10 protein-coding genes are annotated in these 17,063 nt (G+C 73.4%); 3 read left to right on the forward strand and 7 right to left on the reverse strand.

Annotated features, from left to right (window positions below; translation table 11 throughout):
• The coding region (locus ABD106_RS06385) for an ExeM/NucH family extracellular endonuclease (protein ID WP_343918527.1) at positions 1–2,891 on the forward strand (2,891 nt) is incomplete at its 5' end.
• A 158-nt stretch (positions 2,892–3,049) separates the two neighbouring features.
• On the opposite strand, the gene ABD106_RS06390 is transcribed toward ABD106_RS06385, so the two are convergent.
• The 5 genes from ABD106_RS06390 to ABD106_RS06410 form a co-directional block, all read right to left on the reverse strand.
• Positions 3,050–6,454 carry an error-prone DNA polymerase gene (locus ABD106_RS06390; protein ID WP_343918529.1) on the reverse strand — a complete coding sequence of 1,135 codons (3,405 nt, stop codon included), beginning with the start codon at positions 6,452–6,454 and terminating at the stop codon, positions 3,050–3,052.
• A 171-nt stretch (positions 6,455–6,625) separates the two neighbouring features.
• Complete coding sequence (locus tag ABD106_RS06395) at positions 6,626–8,185, reverse strand: DNA polymerase Y family protein (RefSeq protein WP_343918531.1); 1,560 nt, start codon at positions 8,183–8,185, stop codon at positions 6,626–6,628.
• 114 nt (positions 8,186–8,299) lie between these two features.
• Positions 8,300–9,745 carry a hypothetical protein gene (locus tag ABD106_RS06400; protein ID WP_343918533.1) on the reverse strand — a complete coding sequence of 482 codons (1,446 nt, stop codon included), beginning with the start codon at positions 9,743–9,745 and terminating at the stop codon, positions 8,300–8,302.
• Positions 9,746–9,829: 84 nt separating this feature from the next.
• Positions 9,830–10,930 carry a hypothetical protein gene (locus ABD106_RS06405; RefSeq protein WP_343918535.1) on the reverse strand — a complete coding sequence of 367 codons (1,101 nt, stop codon included), beginning with the start codon at positions 10,928–10,930 and terminating at the stop codon, positions 9,830–9,832.
• Between the two features lie 79 nt (positions 10,931–11,009).
• Complete coding sequence (locus ABD106_RS06410; RefSeq protein ID WP_343918537.1) at positions 11,010–11,693, reverse strand: hypothetical protein; 684 nt, start codon at positions 11,691–11,693, stop codon at positions 11,010–11,012.
• Between the two features lie 130 nt (positions 11,694–11,823).
• Between ABD106_RS06410 and ABD106_RS06415 the strand changes: the two genes are divergently transcribed.
• Together ABD106_RS06415 and ABD106_RS06420 are read left to right on the forward strand one after the other, a co-directional pair.
• Positions 11,824–12,789, forward strand: coding sequence for a 1-phosphofructokinase family hexose kinase (locus tag ABD106_RS06415; protein WP_343918539.1), 966 nt, complete (start codon positions 11,824–11,826; stop codon positions 12,787–12,789).
• Positions 12,790–12,846: 57 nt separating this feature from the next.
• On the forward strand, positions 12,847–13,293 hold the full coding sequence (locus tag ABD106_RS06420; RefSeq protein WP_343918541.1) for a GNAT family N-acetyltransferase: 447 nt from the start codon (positions 12,847–12,849) through the stop codon (positions 13,291–13,293).
• 61 nt (positions 13,294–13,354) lie between these two features.
• On the opposite strand, the gene ABD106_RS06425 is transcribed toward ABD106_RS06420, so the two are convergent.
• Positions 13,355–15,163: an ABC transporter ATP-binding protein gene (locus tag ABD106_RS06425; RefSeq protein ID WP_343918543.1), complete on the reverse strand. Its 1,809-nt coding sequence runs from the start codon at positions 15,161–15,163 to the stop codon at positions 13,355–13,357.
• On the reverse strand, positions 15,160–17,043 hold the full coding sequence (locus ABD106_RS06430) for an ABC transporter ATP-binding protein (RefSeq protein ID WP_343918545.1): 1,884 nt from the start codon (positions 17,041–17,043) through the stop codon (positions 15,160–15,162). The genes ABD106_RS06425 and ABD106_RS06430 overlap by 4 nt, the downstream gene beginning before the upstream one ends.
• Positions 17,044–17,063 lie beyond the last annotated feature (20 nt).

Genomic DNA, 17,063 nt, shown 5'->3' on the forward strand with positions numbered 1-17,063 from the left:
ACGGCGCGATCGACGCCGGCGTCGGCTTCACGGTCGTCGACGCGGTGGGCGTGCACGACGGCGGCGTCGACGACCTCACCTGGGGCACCCGCCTCGGCGTCGGCTTCGACGGCGCGTCGTTCGACCCGGGCGGCGCGAGCCGCATCCCTGACGGCACCGACACCGATGCAGCCACCGACTGGGTGCGCAACGCGTTCAGCGGCGCCGGCATCGCTGGCAGGACCGGCACCCCGGCCCCCGGCGAGGCCTGGAACACGCCCGGCGCCCCCAACGAGGTCTTCGAGCTCGAGGAGCCTCCGGTCGACGCGGAGTGCGGCTCCGACGCCGTGATCGCGATCGGCGCCGTGCAGGGCACGGGCGCCGCGACCGGCATGGCCGGGCAGCCCGTCACCGTCGAGGGCGTCGTCACCGGCGACTTCCAGCAGGGCGGCTTCGACGGCTTCACGATCCAGGACGCCGGCGACGGCGACGCCGCCACGAGCGACGGCATCTTCGTGCTCGCTCCCGGCGCCGCTGAGGTCGTCGAGGGCGACCGCGTGCAGATCTCCGGCACCGCCGAGGAGAGCTCGGGCCTGACCCGCATCTCGAACGCGACGCTGCTCGACTGCGGCGAGGGCACCCTCCCGACGCCCATCGCGCTCACGCTGCCGATCGCCGACGGCGAGCGCACCGAGTCGATGCTCGTCACGCTCACGCAGGAGCTCGCGATCCTCGAGTACTTCAACTTCGGCCGCTTCGGCGAGGTCGTCGTCGGCACCGACCGACAGATGCAGCCGACCGCGGTCTTCGCGCCCGGCTCGGCCGAGGCCGCCGAGCTGCGCGCCGCGAACCTCGCGAACCGCATCACGATCGACGACGGCCGCAGCATCCAGAACCCCGACCCGGCCATCCACCCGGGCAACCTCCAGCCGCTCACGCTCGAGAACCGCTTCCGCGGCGGCGACACCATCACCGGCATCACCGGTGTGCTCGACTACCGCCAGAGCCTCTGGCGCGTGCAGCCGACCGAGGCCGGCACGTTCACGCAGGTCAACCCCCGCGAGGCGGCACCCGAGATCGAGGGCGCCACGCTCGAGGTCTCGGCGTTCAACGTGCTGAACTACTTCACGACGCTCGACAGCCGCGGCGCGGTCACCGCCGAGGAGTTCGACCGTCAGGAGGCGAAGATCGTCGCCGCGATCGACGAGCTCGACTCGGCCGTCGTCGGCCTGCTCGAGATCGAGAACAACGACGGCGTCGCGCTCGACACGCTCGTCGCGGCGCTCAACGAGGCGGCCGGCACGCAGCGCTGGGCCGGCATCGACACCGGCACGCTCGGCACCGACGAGATCACGACCGCGATCGTCTACCAGCCGGCGCTCGTCGCGCCGGAGGGCGACCACGCCGTGCTCGACTCGTCGATCGACCCGCGCTTCGACACGTCGGCGAACCGGCCCGCGCTCGCGCAGTCGTTCCGCGACCTCGGCACCGACCGAATCCTCACCGTCGCGGTCAACCACCTGAAGTCGAAGGGCTCCGCGTGCGCCGGCGACACCGGCACCCCCGAGCAGGGCAACTGCAACGAGGTGCGCACGCAGGCCGCCGCGGCGCTCGCCGACTGGCTCGCGATGGACCCGACCGGCGTCGAGGCCGACGGCTCGCTCATCCTGGGCGACCTGAACTCGTACGACCACGAGGACCCGATCACGACGCTCGAGGCGGCCGGCTGGACCGACCTGCTCGAGGAGTTCCAGGGCGAGGATGCCTACACGTACGTCTTCGACGGCATGCTCGGCTACCTCGACTACGGGCTCGCCGACGCGGCGCTGCTGCCGTCGGTCGCCGGTGCCGAGGCGTGGCACGCGAACTCGGACGAGCCGAGCATCTTCGACTACACGATGGCGTTCAAGCAGCCGGCGCAGGACGCGCTCTTCGCGCCCGATCCGTACCGCGCGAGCGACCACGACGCCGTCGTGGTGGGCATCGCGTTCGAGCCGGCCGCCCCGGTCGAGACCGTCGTCGAGGTCTACGCGGGCGACGACCGCTACGAGACGAACGTCGAGGCATCCGAGGCGCTCTTCGGCCCCGGCACCGACGTGCTGATCGCCTCCGGGCAGGTCTTCGCCGACGCGCTCTCGGCCGGCCCGGCCGCAGCGCGGGCCGACGCGAGCCTGCTGCTCACGCCGACCGACGGCCTGATGCCGGTGACGATCGCCGAGCTCCAGCGCCTGCAGCCCGGCAGCGTCACGATCGTCGGCGGCACGCCGTCGGTCTCGAGCGCGACCGCGGCCCAGATCACGGAGGTCGTGCCGAACGCGACGGTCTCCCGCATCGCCGGCGCCGACCGCTACCAGACGGCGGCGCTCATCGCCGAGCGGTACTTCGGCACCGCCGACCAGGTGCTGCTCGCGAGCGGCGAGCAGTTCGCCGACGCGGTCTCGGCGAGCGGCGTGGCCTCGGCCATCGGCGACGTGCCGGTGCTGCTGACCCCGCGCGCCCGCACGAGCGAGCACACCGTCGACGCGCTCGAGGCGCTCGGTGCCCAGACGGCGACGGTGCTCGGCGCGAACGCGACCGTCACCGACGCCACGGTGCGGGCCTACCGCGCCGAGGGCTTCACGGTGCCGCGCGTCGCGGGTGCCGACCGGTACGCGACGAACGCGCTGCTCGTCGAGCGCTTCATGGGGCAGTCCGAGATCCAGGCGATCGCCGTGGCCTCCGGCACCAACTTCCCCGACGCGCTCTCCGCGTCGATGGTGGCGGGTGTGCACAGCGCGCCGGTGGTGCTGGCGGCGAGCACGTGCGTGACGCTCGACGTCGAGGAGCTCATCGCGATGATCGCGCCGACTGCGGTCTACAACGTCGGCGGTCTGCCGACGCTCGCGTCGAACGCGTGGCGCACCGGCTGCTGACGTAGCCGGCCCACCAGTCGAGGGTCTGCGCCCGAGTCGCTCTGCACTCGGACGCAGACCCTCGACGGGTCTCGCCGCCCCTCCCGGCTGTCGAGGGTTCGCGTCCGAGTTGTGGTCAACCCGGACGCGAACGCTCAACGGGCGGCGCGACGCCGCGGCTATCGGAAGTCGCGCGAGCCGCTCGTCGGCACGTCGAAGCGGTCGAGCCGGTCGGCGAGCAGCGCGATCACGCCCTCGGGGGTGCGCTGCAGCATCCCCCGCACGATGAGCGCCGGCGCGTGCCGCGCCACGTGCCGCGAGTGCGCCCACAGCCCCTTCGAGCAGATGACGTTGAGCATCCCCGTCTCGTCCTCGAGGTTCATGAACGTCACGCCCTGCGCCGTGCTCGGCCGCTGCCGGTGCGTGACGATGCCCGCCGCCTGCACGCGTCGACCCGGCTCGGCGTCGGCGAGCCCGGCGATCGGCAGCACGCCGCGTTCCTCGAGCATCGCCCGCGCGTAGCGCACCGGGTGGTCGTCGGGGGCGACGCCGGTCGACCAGATGTCGAGCGCCACCTGCTCCTGCGCCGACAGGATCGGCAGCAGCGGCGGCTGCAGGCTCACCTGCGAGCCCTCGAGCTGGTCCTCCCGCTCCGTCGACGCGGGCCCCGCGAGCCACAGCCCCTCGCGGCGGCCGATGCCGAGCCCCTCGAGCGCACCCGCGGTCGCGAGCGCCTCGAGCTCGCCCCGGTCGAGGTCGGCGCGGCGCGCGAGGTCGTGGATGTCGCGCAGCGGCGACGCCTCGCGCGCGGCGACGATCCGCCCGGCGGCCGCCGCCCCGACGCCCGTGACGCTCGACAGCCCCATCCGCACCGAGAAGGCGCCGTCGCGCCGGTGCCTGCCGCGCATGGCGAGCGACTCGGATGCGACGGGCGGCACCGGGGGCTGGTCGCGCGCCAGGCACGCGTCGTCCCCGCCGCCGGGCGACCCGTGCTGCTCGAGGCCCGCATCGACGGCCGACCGCACCACGTCGGGACGGAGCGTCTCGACGCCGTGCCGCAGCGCATCCGCCACGAGCGTCTGCGGCGACCAGAACCCCATCGGCTGGCTGCGCAGGAGGCCCGCGAGGAACGCGGCCGGGTAGTGCAGGCGCATCCACGACGAGGCGTAGACGAGCTTCGCGAAGGCGAGCGAGTGCGACTCGGCGAAGCCGAAGCCCGCGAACGCCTCGATCTTGCGGTAGATCGACTCGGCGACGTCCGGCTCGACGCCGTTCGCCGCCATGCCCGCGAAGAGCTTGGCCTTGAGCGCCTCGATGCGCTCGAGCGAGCGCTTCGAGCCGATCGCGCGCCGCAGCTGATCGGCCTCGCCCGCGTCGAAGCCGCCGACCGCGACCGACATCTGCATGAGCTGCTCCTGGAACAGCGGCACCCCGAGCGTGCGCTCGAGCACCGGGATGAGCAGCGGGTGCGGGTAGCTGATCGCCTCGGCGCCCGTGCGGCGGCGGATGTAGGGGTGCACGGCACCGCCCTGGATGGGGCCGGGGCGGATGAGCGCGATCTCGACCACGAGGTCGTAGAAGCAGCGCGGCTTGAGCCTCGGCAGGGTCGCCATCTGGGCGCGCGACTCGACCTGGAAGACCCCCACCGCGTCGCCCTCGCACAGCATGTCGTAGACGCCCGCCTCCTCCGCGGGGATCGACGCGAGCGTCCACGACTCCCCCGTGTGCTCGGCGGCGAGCTGCATCGTGTGCGAGAGCGCGCCGAGCATGCCGAGGCCCAGCAGGTCGAACTTCACGAGGCCCATCCACTCGCAGTCGTCCTTGTCCCACTGCAGCACCGTGCGGTTCTCCATGCGGGCGGGCTCGATCGGGCAGACCGAGCCGACCGGCTCCTGGGTGAGCACCATGCCGCCCGAGTGGATGCCCAGGTGGCGCGGCGCGTGCAGGAACTCGCCCGCGAGCTCGGTGACGGCATCCGGGATGCCTGGGGCGTCGGGTCTCGAGTACGACTCGACCGACTTCGACCACGCGTTCTGCTGGCCCACGGCGTAGCCGAGCGCCTTCGCCGCGTCGCGCACCGCCGACTTCGGGCGATAGGTGATGACGTTCGCGACCTGCGCGGCGTTGCGGCGGCCGTAGCGCTCGTAGACGTGCTGGATGACCTCCTCGCGGCGGCCGGCGTCGAAGTCGATGTCGATGTCGGGCTCCTCCTCGCGCATCATCGAGATGAAGCGCTCGAACGGCAGCCGGTAGCGGATGGGGTCGACGGCGGTGATGCCGAGGATGAAGCAGATCGCGCTCGCGACCGCCGAGCCGCGGCCCTGGCAGAGGATGCCGTTGCGGTGGGCGAAGTCAGCGATCTCGAAGACGATGAGGAAGTAGCCGGCGAAGCCCTTCTGGTCGATGAGACCCAGCTCGTGCTCGAGCCGCGCGGCGACCTCGGGGCTCGGGCGGCCGTCGGCGTTCGTGTCGTAGATGCGCGGCAGCCGCTCGTCGACGAGCGCGCGCAGCCAGCTCATCGGCGAGTGGCCCTCGGGCACCGGGAAGTCGGGCAGCCGGGGGGATGCGGCGCGCAGGTCGAACGCGAGGGCGCGGCCCAGCGCGGCGGCCGTGTCGACCGCGCCGGGGAAGGCGCGGAAGCGGCGGGCCATCACGGCGCCCGAGCGCAGCGACGGCACGCCGCCGGCCGGCAGCCAGGCGTCGAGCTCGTCGATGGAGCGGCGCGCGCGCACGGCGGCGACGGCGTCACCGAGCCGCTGCCGCGACGGGCTCGCGATGTGCGCGTTCGTGGTCGCGATCACCGGCAGGTCGCGGCGCTCGGCGAGGTCGGCGAGCACCCGGTTGCGCTCGAAGTCGCGCGGGTCGCCGATGTCGCTCAGCTCGACCGCGACGCGGTCGCGACCGAAGAGCGACGTGAGCCGGTCGAGCTCGAGACCCGCCGCATCCGCCCCTTGCGCCGCCGAGCCGTGCCGCTCGAGCGCCTGCCGCACGCCGCCCTTGCGGCAGCCCGAGAGCACGAGCCACTCGCCGCCGGCCGTCTCGGCGAGCCTCTCGAGCTCGAAGACCGGCCTGCCCTTCTCGCCCGGCACGCCGTGCGCGTCGGTCGTGAGGTAGCCGTCGGTGAGCGCGGTCGCGAGCGCCGTGTAGCCGGCCGGTCCGGTCGCGAGCGCCACGAGGTGGCTGCCGTCGGGATCGGGGATGCCGTTCTGGGGCGCCTCGAGGCCGAGCGTGAACTCGGTGCCGAACACCGTCGGCAGCCCGGCCTCGGCGGCCGCCTCGGCGAACCGCACCGCCCCGTAGAGCCCGTCGTGGTCGACGAGCGCGAGCGCCTCGAGCCCGAGCGCGCGGGCCTCGTTGACGAGCTCCGCAGGGCTCGAGGCACCGTCGAGGAACGAGTAGTGCGAGTGCGCGTGCAGCTCGGCGTAGGGCGTCGTCGCTTCCGGCGCAGGCACGCCGATGCGCGGGCGGCGAGCCTCGTCGAGCTCTGCCGGGTGGCGGCGGCCGCTGCTGCTGCCGGCGTCGCGGTCCGAGAGGATGCCCTCGAGCTCGCGCCACGGCATCGCCGGGTTGTTCCATCCCGCCATCGTTAGGCCACCTGCTCCATCGCTGGTCGAGCCGCTCCGCGCGCGCAGCGCGCTGAGCGAGTCCCCATCGCTGGTCGAGCCGCTCCGCGCGCGCAGCGCGCTGAGCGAGTCCCCATCGCTGGTCGAGCCGCTCCGCGCGCGCAGCGCGCTGAGCGAGTCGAGACCACCTCGCTACGCATAGCGGCCCTCCGCGAGCCAGAGGCCGTCGGCGTGCAGCAGCACCCATGCCTCGCCCTCGCCGTCGAGGATCTGCACCCGGTGCACGACGTCGCCGAGATCGCGGCGGCGGATGGGCCACGGACCGGCCCACGCGACCACCCGGCGGCGGGCGGATGCGGGCGGCGAGAACGACGCGGGCGACCCCTCGCGCACGTCGAGCGCCGCTGCCTCGACCGGTGCGCCCGCCTCGTCGAGCAGCCGCACCGGCAGCGGCGGCCGGAACACCACCGAGGGTCGGGGCGGCGGCAGCGCGCCGGGCCACGGACCGGCGGCCGGCGCGGGCGCCGCGTCGCCCCACGGCGTCAGCACGCCCCGCTCGGCGAGCAGCCGGCCACCGCCTGGCGCGGCCGTCAGCACCGCCTCGCGGCCGAGCATCCCCTGCAGCCGCTCGAGCGCGTGCTTCGTGCGGTCGTCGATGTCGCCGCCGCCCCACAGCCCCGGCATGTGCTCGGTGTCGGCGTCGCGGCGCGCGGGCGCCGCGAGCACCTCGACGAGCGGCGAGCCGAGCTCGCTCTCGGTCAGCTGCCAGCGCATCCGGTCGACGATGTCGCCCGCGCGCAGGAAGCCCGGCTGGCGCCAGAGCCGCTCGCTCACGTGCCCCTCCTCGCCGCGCAGCACGATGCGGATCTCGCTGCACACGAGCCGCTGCTCGGCCAGCTGGCGCACGAAGCGCTCGACCGGCTCCCGCACCGCGAGCGCGAGCTCCTGCACGCCCTCGATGCCCGGCTCGAACGCGAGCCGCAGCACGCGCTCCTCGCCGAGCCCGTCGGCGTCGACGCGTCGGTCGTCCTCGCCGCGGGCACGCGCGAGCGCGATGAGCCCCGTCTCGCCGAAGCGGTCGCGGATGCTGTCGTCGGGCAGCCGGGTGAAGCCGCCGAGCGTGTGCACCCCGAGCCGGTGCAGCATCCCCGGCAGCTCGTCGTCGCCGAGCACGCCCACGGGGAGCCGCTCCAGGAACTCGCGGCTGCGGCCGGGCGGCACGATCGTCTCGCCCGGGGCCGCCGCCGCGAGCTCGGCCGAGAACCGGTCGTCGGCGACGCCCACGCTCGGCGCCAGCCCCATCGGCGCGAGCGCCCCGCGCACGGCCTCGATCGCCCGCGACTCCGACCCGTAGAACCGGCTCGCGCCCCGCATCCGGAACGCGAGCGCGCCGTCGCCGATGGGCTGCGCCGCCGGCACGACCGCGAGCACCGCGCGCACGACCCGCTCGAAGGCGAGCGCCTCCCCCACCGGGTCGGCGGGCGCGAGCGCGAGCAGCGGCGATGCGGCCTGGGCGTCGCGGATGCGCATGCCCACCCGCACGCCGTCGGCGCGGGCGTCGTCGTCGCACGCGACGATCCGCATCGCGTGCACGACCGCACCGGGTGCGCCGTGCTCGCCGCCGCCGGGCAGCGCCCCTGTCTGCCGCGCGACGACGATCGGCCAGTCAGGCACCCGCAGCACCCCGATGCGGCTCGCGCGCAGGCGCACTGCCTGCGGCGCTGCCGCGCTGGTCGTCGTCTCGTTGGCCACACCCCATGATCGAACATACGTTCGAGCGACGTCAAGCGGATGCGGCGCGTCGCGCTGGCATGCCGCGGTGCGGGACGCGCATGGCACGTCCCGCACCGCTGGGCATCGCGGGGGCTACCGCATCGAGCGGACTCGGCGAGCGCCGACGAGCAGCAGCAGGCCGAGCGCGAGCATGAGCAGGCCGATCGGCAGGATGCCCGGCTGGTCGAGCCCGGTGCGCGGCAGCTGGCCGGCGGCGGCCGTCGCCACGTCGGTCGATGCGGCCGATCGCGGCAGGTCCACTCGGCTGTCGCCGCCGTCCACGGTCGTCTCATCGCCCGGCAGCACCGGGTCCTTGCTGTCTCCGTCGTCGCCCGGCATGCCGGGATCCGTCGGGTCACCGGGGATCGTCGGGTCGCCCGGGATCGTCGGGTCCGTCGGGTCGGTCGGGTCGGTTGGGTCCGTCGGGTCGGCCGGGTCGGTCGGGTCCGTCGGGTCCGTCGGGTCGGTTGGGTCGGTCGGGTCGGTCGGCACCGTCGGCTCACTGGGAGCCGTCGGCGTCGTCACCGTCGAGCCCTCGCTCGTCGCGTCGCCGATCACGCCGATCGCGTTGCCGCCGACCGTGATGGGAGCGAGGATGTCGAGGTCGAGGATCGAGCCCGAGAGCAGCCCGCCGTCACCCGACGTGCCGGGTGCATCCGTCGAGCCGCCGGTCTCCGACGTCACCGTGGAGCCCGTGCTCGTCGCGTCACCGAGCACCGCGACGGCGTTGCCGCCGATCGTGATCGGCGCGAGCACATCCGCGATGAGCTGGTCGCCCGACAGCAGCCCGTCGTCACCGCTCGTCACGGCGCCGTCCGAACCACCCGTCGTCGCCGACGAGTCGACCGTCGAGCCCTCCGACGTCGCGTCGCCCAGCACGCCGACGGCGTTGCCGCCGATCGTGATCGGCGCGAGCACATCCGCGATGAGCTGGTCGCCCGACAGCAGGCCGTCGTCACCGCTCGTCGCGGCGCCGTCCGAACCACCGGTCGTCGCCGACGAGTCGACTGTCGAGTCCTCCGACGTCGCGTCGCCGAGCACCGCGACGGCGTTGCCGCCGACCGTGACCGGCACCGTGACGTCCACGACGCCGAGCAGGCCCGAGAGCAGCCCGTCGTCGCCGGAGGTCGTCGCGCCGGCGGCCGACGACGCAGCGGTCGTCGTCGTCGCGGTCGAGCCGTCGCTCGATGCGTCGCCGAGGATGCCGATCGCGTTGCCCGCCACCGTCACGGGCACGTCGAGCGCCAGGAGGGCCGCGTTGCCCGACAGCGCGCCCCCGATGCCCGATGTGCTGATGTCGACCGACGGCACCGCGGGAGCGGTCGTCGCCGACGATCCGGTGGACTCGGCGTCGCCGAGGATCCCGAGGGCGTTGCCGCCCAGGGTGATGGGTGCCGAGAGCGACACCACTGCGTCATTGCCGGAGCCGAGGCCTTCCGAGCCGTCGGTCCCTGCGGCGCTGGCCACGCCAGCACCCGCGGCCCAGAGGCCGCCCGTGAGCGCTGCGGTCCACAGCGCTCGCTTCGCGAGCTTGTTCATGGTTCTTGCCTTCCCTGATCGGAGTGATCTGCCGTCCCGCGCCGGGACGGCTGCGTGCCGCGCGAGTGCGCGGCCTCGGATCGCTCAATCAGGGCTGGCGGTGTGCTCCTCGGCGAGCGAGGAGGGGGCGCGGTCGTGCTCGAGCGCGCTGACCTGACCGACCGGGAGCGCGGGCAGCAGGTGGTCCTGGATGATCGCCGACGGCGATGCGTGGGCGCCGGCGCTGCCGGTCGCGCCGGAGGGCACGATGCCGTCGAGTGCCGGCGAGAGGGGTGCCACGTCGCGGCCGCCCGGGCGCGGCTCCACGGCGACCATCGGGGCATCGGCGGTCGTCGCGGCTGCACCGGCGGGAGCCGCCGCAGCCGCCGCAGCCTCGAGGGCGCGCAGCGCTGCCTCGATGCCGCGCTCGTCGGCCTGCAGTGCCGGGGTCGCGCCAGCGGTCGCAGAGGTCGCAGTCGTGGCGGATGCGTCGACCACGGGAGCGACGACGACCGGTGTCGCGGGCTCCCCCTCGACCTCCGGCACGGGGACCGGCGCCGGCGAGGGCTCCGTCCCCGGAGCGGGTGTCGGGAGCAGCTCGCCCGGATCGAGGTCGAGCACCGGGTCGACGATTCCTGCGACCGGCTGCTCGCCGAGCAGCCCGTCGACGACCGGCACGGCGCCGAGCGCGCCGTCGACGGTGCCGACGATCGGGGTGACGACGGGGGCGATGACATCGCCCACGGCACCGCGGACGACGTGATCGACGGGTGCGACGATCGGGTCGACGATCGGCGAGAGCGGCTGCAGCACCGGCGCGAGCGTCCCGGTGACCGGCGCGACGAGGTCGCGGACGGTCTCGACCGCGACGGGCGGGGCCTGCACGACCGGCTGCACGACGGGCGCGAGCTGGTCGACGACCGGCGAGGTGATGGGCTGCACGAGCTGCTCGACGGGAGCGAGCACCGCTCCGAGCCCGCCGACCGCTGCGTCGAGCGGGTCGGTCACGGTCTCGACGACGCCGCCGACCGAGCTGCCGAGCTGCTGGACGAGGCCACCGAGTCGGCCGGGATCGCGGTCCTCCGCGGCGCTCGCTGCCGAGCCGCCGAGGAGGAGGGAGAGGGAGACGGCGCCGATCGATGCGGCACCGGCGGTGAGGCCCAAGCGCAGCCAGCGGGAGGGCGTCTCGCCGCTCATCGCTCGCATCGCTGCCTCCGAAGTCGTGACCTTCTCTCATGACCGTATGCGCAGGGATGCAAGAACCGCAACGATTCACAGGGCCTTCTCAGGCCGCGGGCTGCTCCTCGAGCTCCGGCTCGCGCTCCGGGAGCGCGTCGCCGGCGATCGGGATCCTCGCCAGCCGCGAGGCGCCCCCGGACGCCGTCTCGACGACGAGGCTCCCCGCGGCGATCCTCCCGTCGCCGGCGGCGAGCCCCTGCCACTCGGCGCGCACCTGCCGCACGACCGTCGCGGCGTTCGGCCACGGCCCCTCGACGAGCAGCGTCGACGACGCCTGCCGCAGCCGCGCCGCGAGCCGCGCCGCGTCGGCGGGCGCCACCCTGCCGGGCGAGACGGCGAGCACGACCGGCATCGCCTCGGCGAGGCTCGCGACCACATCGAGCCACGATCGCCCCGGATGCGGCACGAGCGCGACGCGGTCCATCGGCACGCCCAGGTCGCGGGCGGCCTCGAGCCCCAGGTCGGGCATCCCGACGATCGCGCCCCACGCGCCGCGCGGCATCGCCGCCCCGAGGCACGCGAGCGCGAGGCTGCGCGACTCGATGCTGTGCGCGGCACCCGAGCGGAGCCGCCGCACCACCTCGTCGAGGCCCGCCGAGACGGGCTCGACCGGCGCCGGCGCGGTGTGCTGGGCGGCCGACTGCTGCATGCTCCGCAGCCGCTCGCGGAGCGCGTCGACCGTCGCCGTGCGGTCGTCGCCCGCCCGTCGCTCGAGCCTCGTCGATGCCATCCCCATCCTCCCATCTTCGAACCTCTGTTCGAATGAAGCAAGCCCTCGCGGCGTGTCGACGGATGCCTCGCATGCGATGATCGACCCGTCCAGATCGAGCGGGATCGACCCCGCAGAGGAGGCACGACACGTGAGCAGCGCCGATGCCCGAAGCGTCGCATCCACCGCTGACGCGACCCCGGACGCCCCCATCCTCTGCGTGACGACGAACCCCGCGATCGACATCACGTACACGATCGACGAGCTGCGGATCGGCACGAGCCACCGCGTGCCGACGGGCCTCGCCCGCGCCGGCGGCAAGGGCGTCAACGTCGCCCGCGTGCTGCACCAGCAGCACGAGACCGCCGTCGTCATCGCCCCGATCGGTGGCCCGGTGCACGCGATCTTCGTGCACGACCTCGACCTCGCCGGCATCCCGCATCGCCTCATCGAGGTCGACGCGCACACCCGCCGCACGACCGCGATCGTCACGCCCGCCGGCACCACCAACCTCAACGAGCACGGCGCGCCGATCGACGCCGCGAGCTGGGATCAGCTGCTCGACATCGTGCGCGAGGAGGCGCCGGGTGCGCGCCTCATCGTCTCCTCCGGCTCGCTGCCGCCCGACACGCCCGAAGGCTTCTGCGCGAGCGTCGTCGAGATCGCGAAGGCGTCCGGCACGCCCGTGCTCATCGACGTCGGAGGCCAGCAGCTGCGCCACGCCGTCGCCGCCGGCGCCACCGCCGTCAAGCCCAACCGGCACGAGCTGTTCGACGCCATGGGCGGCACCGACCCGCTCGACGCCGCACGCCGGCTCGCCGCGCTCGGCACCGGCACGGTGTTCGCCTCCCTCGACGTCGAGGGGATGCTCGCGGTGCTGCCCGACGGCCGCGCCTGGCACGCCGCGCTCGACCACGTGCTCGACGGCAACCCGACCGGCGCGGGCGACGCCGCGATCGCCGCGATCGCGCAGGCGATCGCCCAGGGCGCGACGCTCGAGGAGCAGCTCGCTCGGGCGACGGCCTGGTCGGCCGCCGCCGTGCTCGCCGCCCAGGCGGGCACGATCGCCGACCCGGACGACCTGGGCGGACGCATCCGCATCACGCCGATCGGCTGAGCAGCCGTTCATCCGCCCGTCGTTTGGCCTCCGCCATGCCGCTGGTACGGTGTCGCCATGGAGACTCTGCGCCTCGAAGAGCTGTCCGCGGCGAACATCGTCGCCGCCAACGGCATGACCCTCAAGCGGGGCCAGGAGGCGTTCCTCGCCGCGAACGCCCGGCTCGAGGAGTTCGTCAACACGCAGAGCGCCTGGCAGCGCGTCGTCTTCGACGGCGACGAGCCCGTGGCCTTCGTGATGGCGAACTTCGACCCGGAGGTCGATCGCGAGGAGTACCGCTCGAGCGTGCTGCGGATGTACGTGGCCGGCAGCGCGCAGCGTCGCGGCGTCGGCAGCTACACCGTCGAGCAGGTCGCCGACGAGGCGCGTCGCCAGGGCTTCGACAGCCTCTACGCCGTCTGGGAGGAAGGCGACCTCGGGCCCGGCAAGTTCTTCCAGGCCGTCGGCTTCGAGCCGATCGGCGAGAACGAGTACGGCGAGGTCATCGGGCGCAAGAGCCTCTGACCGCCTGACCTGCGCGTTTGCCGGCCGAGCACCGGCCGCGCCCGTTGAGCGACCGCTCGAGTCAGACGAGCGACTCCCGCCAAGCGCGGTGCAGCGACGCGAACTTGCCGCCCGCGGCGATGAGCTCGTCGGGCGAGCCGTCCTCGATGATGCGGCCGTGCTCCATGACGAGCACGCGGTCGGCGATCGCGACGGTCGAGAGCCGGTGGGCGATGATGATCGCCGTGCGGTCGTGGAGCAGCGTCGTGAGGCCCTCCTGCACGAGCCGCTCCGACGGGATGTCGAGCGACGCCGTCGCCTCGTCGAGGATCAGCACGCGCGGGTCGGCGAGGAACGCCCGGGCGAACGAGAGCAGCTGCCGCTGGCCGGCGCTCACGCGACCGCCGCGCTTGTTCACGTCGGTGTCGTAGCCGTCGGGCAGCGCCGTGATGAACTCGTGCGCGCCGACCGCCCGCGCGGCCGCCTCGATCTCCTCGTCGCTCGCGCCCGGCTTGCCGAGCGCGATGTTGTCGGCGACGGTGCCCGAGAACAGGTACGCCTCCTGCGTCACCATCACGACCGCCCGTCGCAGGTCGTCGTTCGCGAGCTCGCGAAGGTCGACGCCGTCGAGCTTCACCGAGCCGTCAGAGGGGTCGTAGAACCGCGAGATGAGCTTCGCGAGCGTCGACTTGCCGGCGCCCGTCGTGCCGACGAGCGCGATCGTCTGCCCCGAGGGGATGTGCAGGTCGAAGTCGGGCAGCACGACCTTGCCGCTGCTGTAGGCGAACTCGACCCGGTCGAAGTCGATCTGCCCGCGCGACTCGGGCAGCGACTTCGGCGCCGCCGGCTCGCGCACGGTCGGCTCCTCCTCGAGCATGCCGGAGATCTTCTCGAGCGCCGCCGACGCCGACTGGTAGCCGTTGAAGAACATGCCGATGCCCTGGATGGGCTGGAAGAAGTTGCGCGCGTAGAGCGCGATCGCGAGCAGCACGCCGATCTGCAGCGAGCCCTCGACGACCCGCAGGCCGCCGACGAGCACGAGCGTCGCGATCGTGACCGCGCCGATCGCCATGATGCCCGGCTCGTAGATGCCGAAGATGTTGATCGTGCGGAAGTTCGCGTCGCGGTAGTCGTCGACGCGCTCGTCGAACTCGCGCTGGTTCGCCGGCTCCTTGCGGAACGCCTTCACGGCCCGGATGCCCGTCATCGTCTCGACGAAGTGCACGATCATGCGCGCGCTCGTCGTGCGCGTCTCGCGGAAGAGCACCGTCGAGCGCACCTGGAACCAGCGCGTGAGGATGATCGCCGGGATGAGCGCGATGCCGATGATGAGGCCCGACAGCGGGTCGAGGATCGTCATCGCGACGCCCGTGAACGCCATGAACAGCACGCCGCGGACGAGCTCGTTGAGCCCCTGGTCGAGCAGGTCGCGGATCGACTCGAGGTCGCTCGTCTGGCGCGCGATGATGCGGCCCGACGTGTAGGACTCGTGGAACTCGAGGCTCAGCCGCTGCGCGTGGCCGAAGAGCCGCCGTCGCAGGTCGAACAGCACCGTCTGGCTGATGCGCGCGATGCCGACCGTGTAGAGGTACATGAGCACGCCGGCGAGCACCGCGGCGACGATGTAGACGATCGTCGCGACCCACAGCGGCATCCAGTCGGCCCGCTCCATGATCGACGGCAGGCCCGTGTCGATGCCGTAGGCGATGAGCATCGGCCCCGCGATGTTCGCCGCGACGGCGATGACGACGAGCACCATCGTGACGATCACGCGTCCGAGGTGCGGTCGCAGCAGCGACCCGAGCAGCTTCCGCGAGCGCGCGCGGATGGCCTTCGACTCGGCCTTCGTGTAGTCGGTGCGGTCCTCGCCCTGCACGCCGTAGACGCTCATCGCGACACCTCCTCGTCCTGCTCCTGCTCGAGCTGGCGCTCGAGCGCATCCACATCGATCGTCTGCATCGAGCCGGTGACGGCGTCGATGCTCTTGCGGTCGAGCTCGGCCTCCTCGAGGCTCGAGATCACGTAGCGGTAGTGCTCGCTGCGGGCGAGCAGCTCCGAGTGCGTGCCGACGTCGGCGATCCTGCCGTCGCGCATGAGCGCGACGCGGTCGGCGAGCTGCACCGTGCTCGGGCGGTGGGCGACGATGAGCGCGGTCGTGCGGTCGAGCACGCCGCGCAGCGCCTCCTCGACCTGCGCCTCCGTCTCGACGTCGAGCGCCGAGAGCGGGTCGTCGAGCACGAGCACCGCGGGGTCGGCCGCGACCGCGCGCGCGAGCGCGAGGCGCTGGCGCTGGCCGCCGGAGAGCGAGAGCCCCTCCTCGCCGATCTCGGTGTCGAGGCCCTTCGGCAGGTCGCGGGCGAAGCCGGCCTGCGCGATCGCGAGCGCGCGGTCGAGCGCCTCTTCCGACGCATCCGGCGCGCCCATGAGCACGTTCTCGCGCACGGTCGCCGAGAACAGCGTCGCGTCCTCGAACGCCATCGCGACGTGCGTGCGCAGCTCGGCGAGCGTCAGGTCGCGCACGTCGACGCCGTCGAGCAGCACTCGGCCGCCCGTGACGTCGTAGAGGCGCGCGGGCAGCGCCGTGAGGGTCGTCTTGCCGGAGCCGGTGATGCCGATGAGCGCCATCGTCTCGCCGGGCTCGAGCGTGAGCGTCGCGCCGTCGACGAGGTCGCGCTCGTGCGGCTGCGCGTCCTGGTAGCGGAAGTGCACGTCCTCGAACTCGAGCCGCCCGCGCGGCACCGCGATCGTCTTCGGCTCCTCGGGGTCGACGATCGTGTTCTCGCTGTCGACGATCTCGTGGAAGCGGCGCGAGGCGTTCGAGGCGTCGATGAGGAACGCGAAGAGGAAGCCGATCGACTCGATGGGCCAGTTGAGCACCATCGCGACGGCGAAGAACGCGAAGAGCGTGCCGACCGAGAGCTGCCCGGTCGCCGCGAGCCAGACGCCGAGGAAGAGGCAGACGGCGTACGAGACGTACGGCACGATCGTCAGCCACATCCACAGGTGCCCGTCCATGCGGGCCTTGTCGATCTCGGTCTCGCGCAGCGTCGACGCCTGGTCGGTGAAGCCCTCGAGCGCGTGACGGCCACGGCCGAACGCCTTGAGCACGCGGATGCCGTGGATCGACTGCTCGACCGTGGTCGCGAGGTCGCCCGCCTGGTCCTGCGCCGAGCGCGAGATCGTGAAGTAGCGGCGCTCGAAGCGCAGCGCGACGAAGACGATCGGCGCCGAGAGCACCACGAAGGCGCCCGCGAGCAGCGGGCTCCAGAAGAACAGGATGACGATGCCGACGACGAGCGTGATCGCGTTCACGGCCAGCAGCGGCGCACCGAAGGCGATGAAGCGGCGGATCATGCCGAGGTCCTGCACGGCGCGGCTCAGCAGCTGCCCCGACTGCCAGCGGTCGTGGAACGCGACGGGCAGCGCCTGCAGCTGGCCGTAGAGCGAGCGGCGCATCGACGCCTCGATCTGCGTCGAGGGCAGCGTCACGAGGAAGCGGCGCATGTAGACGAAGAACGCCTCACCGAGCGCGAGCGCGAGGATCGCGAGCGCGACCGGCCACACGGCGGATGCGTCCGACTCCGCGAGCGGGCCGTCGACGAGCGCGCGCATCGCGATGGGCGTCGCGAGGCTCAGCAGCGCCGAGATGAGGGCAGCGATCGTGCCGAGGATGAGCCGCGGCAGCACCGGGCGCAGGAACGGCAGGAGCCTGCCGAGCGCGCGCAGGTGACCTACGGTGTCGGTGGTCTCGGGCGAGGGCGTCGGGGCCATGAGGGATCCTTCGAAGTCGC

The sequence above is a fragment of the Agrococcus citreus genome, assembly GCF_039527715.1.
GTDB classification, from domain to species: Bacteria; Actinomycetota; Actinomycetes; order Actinomycetales; family Microbacteriaceae; genus Agrococcus; species Agrococcus citreus.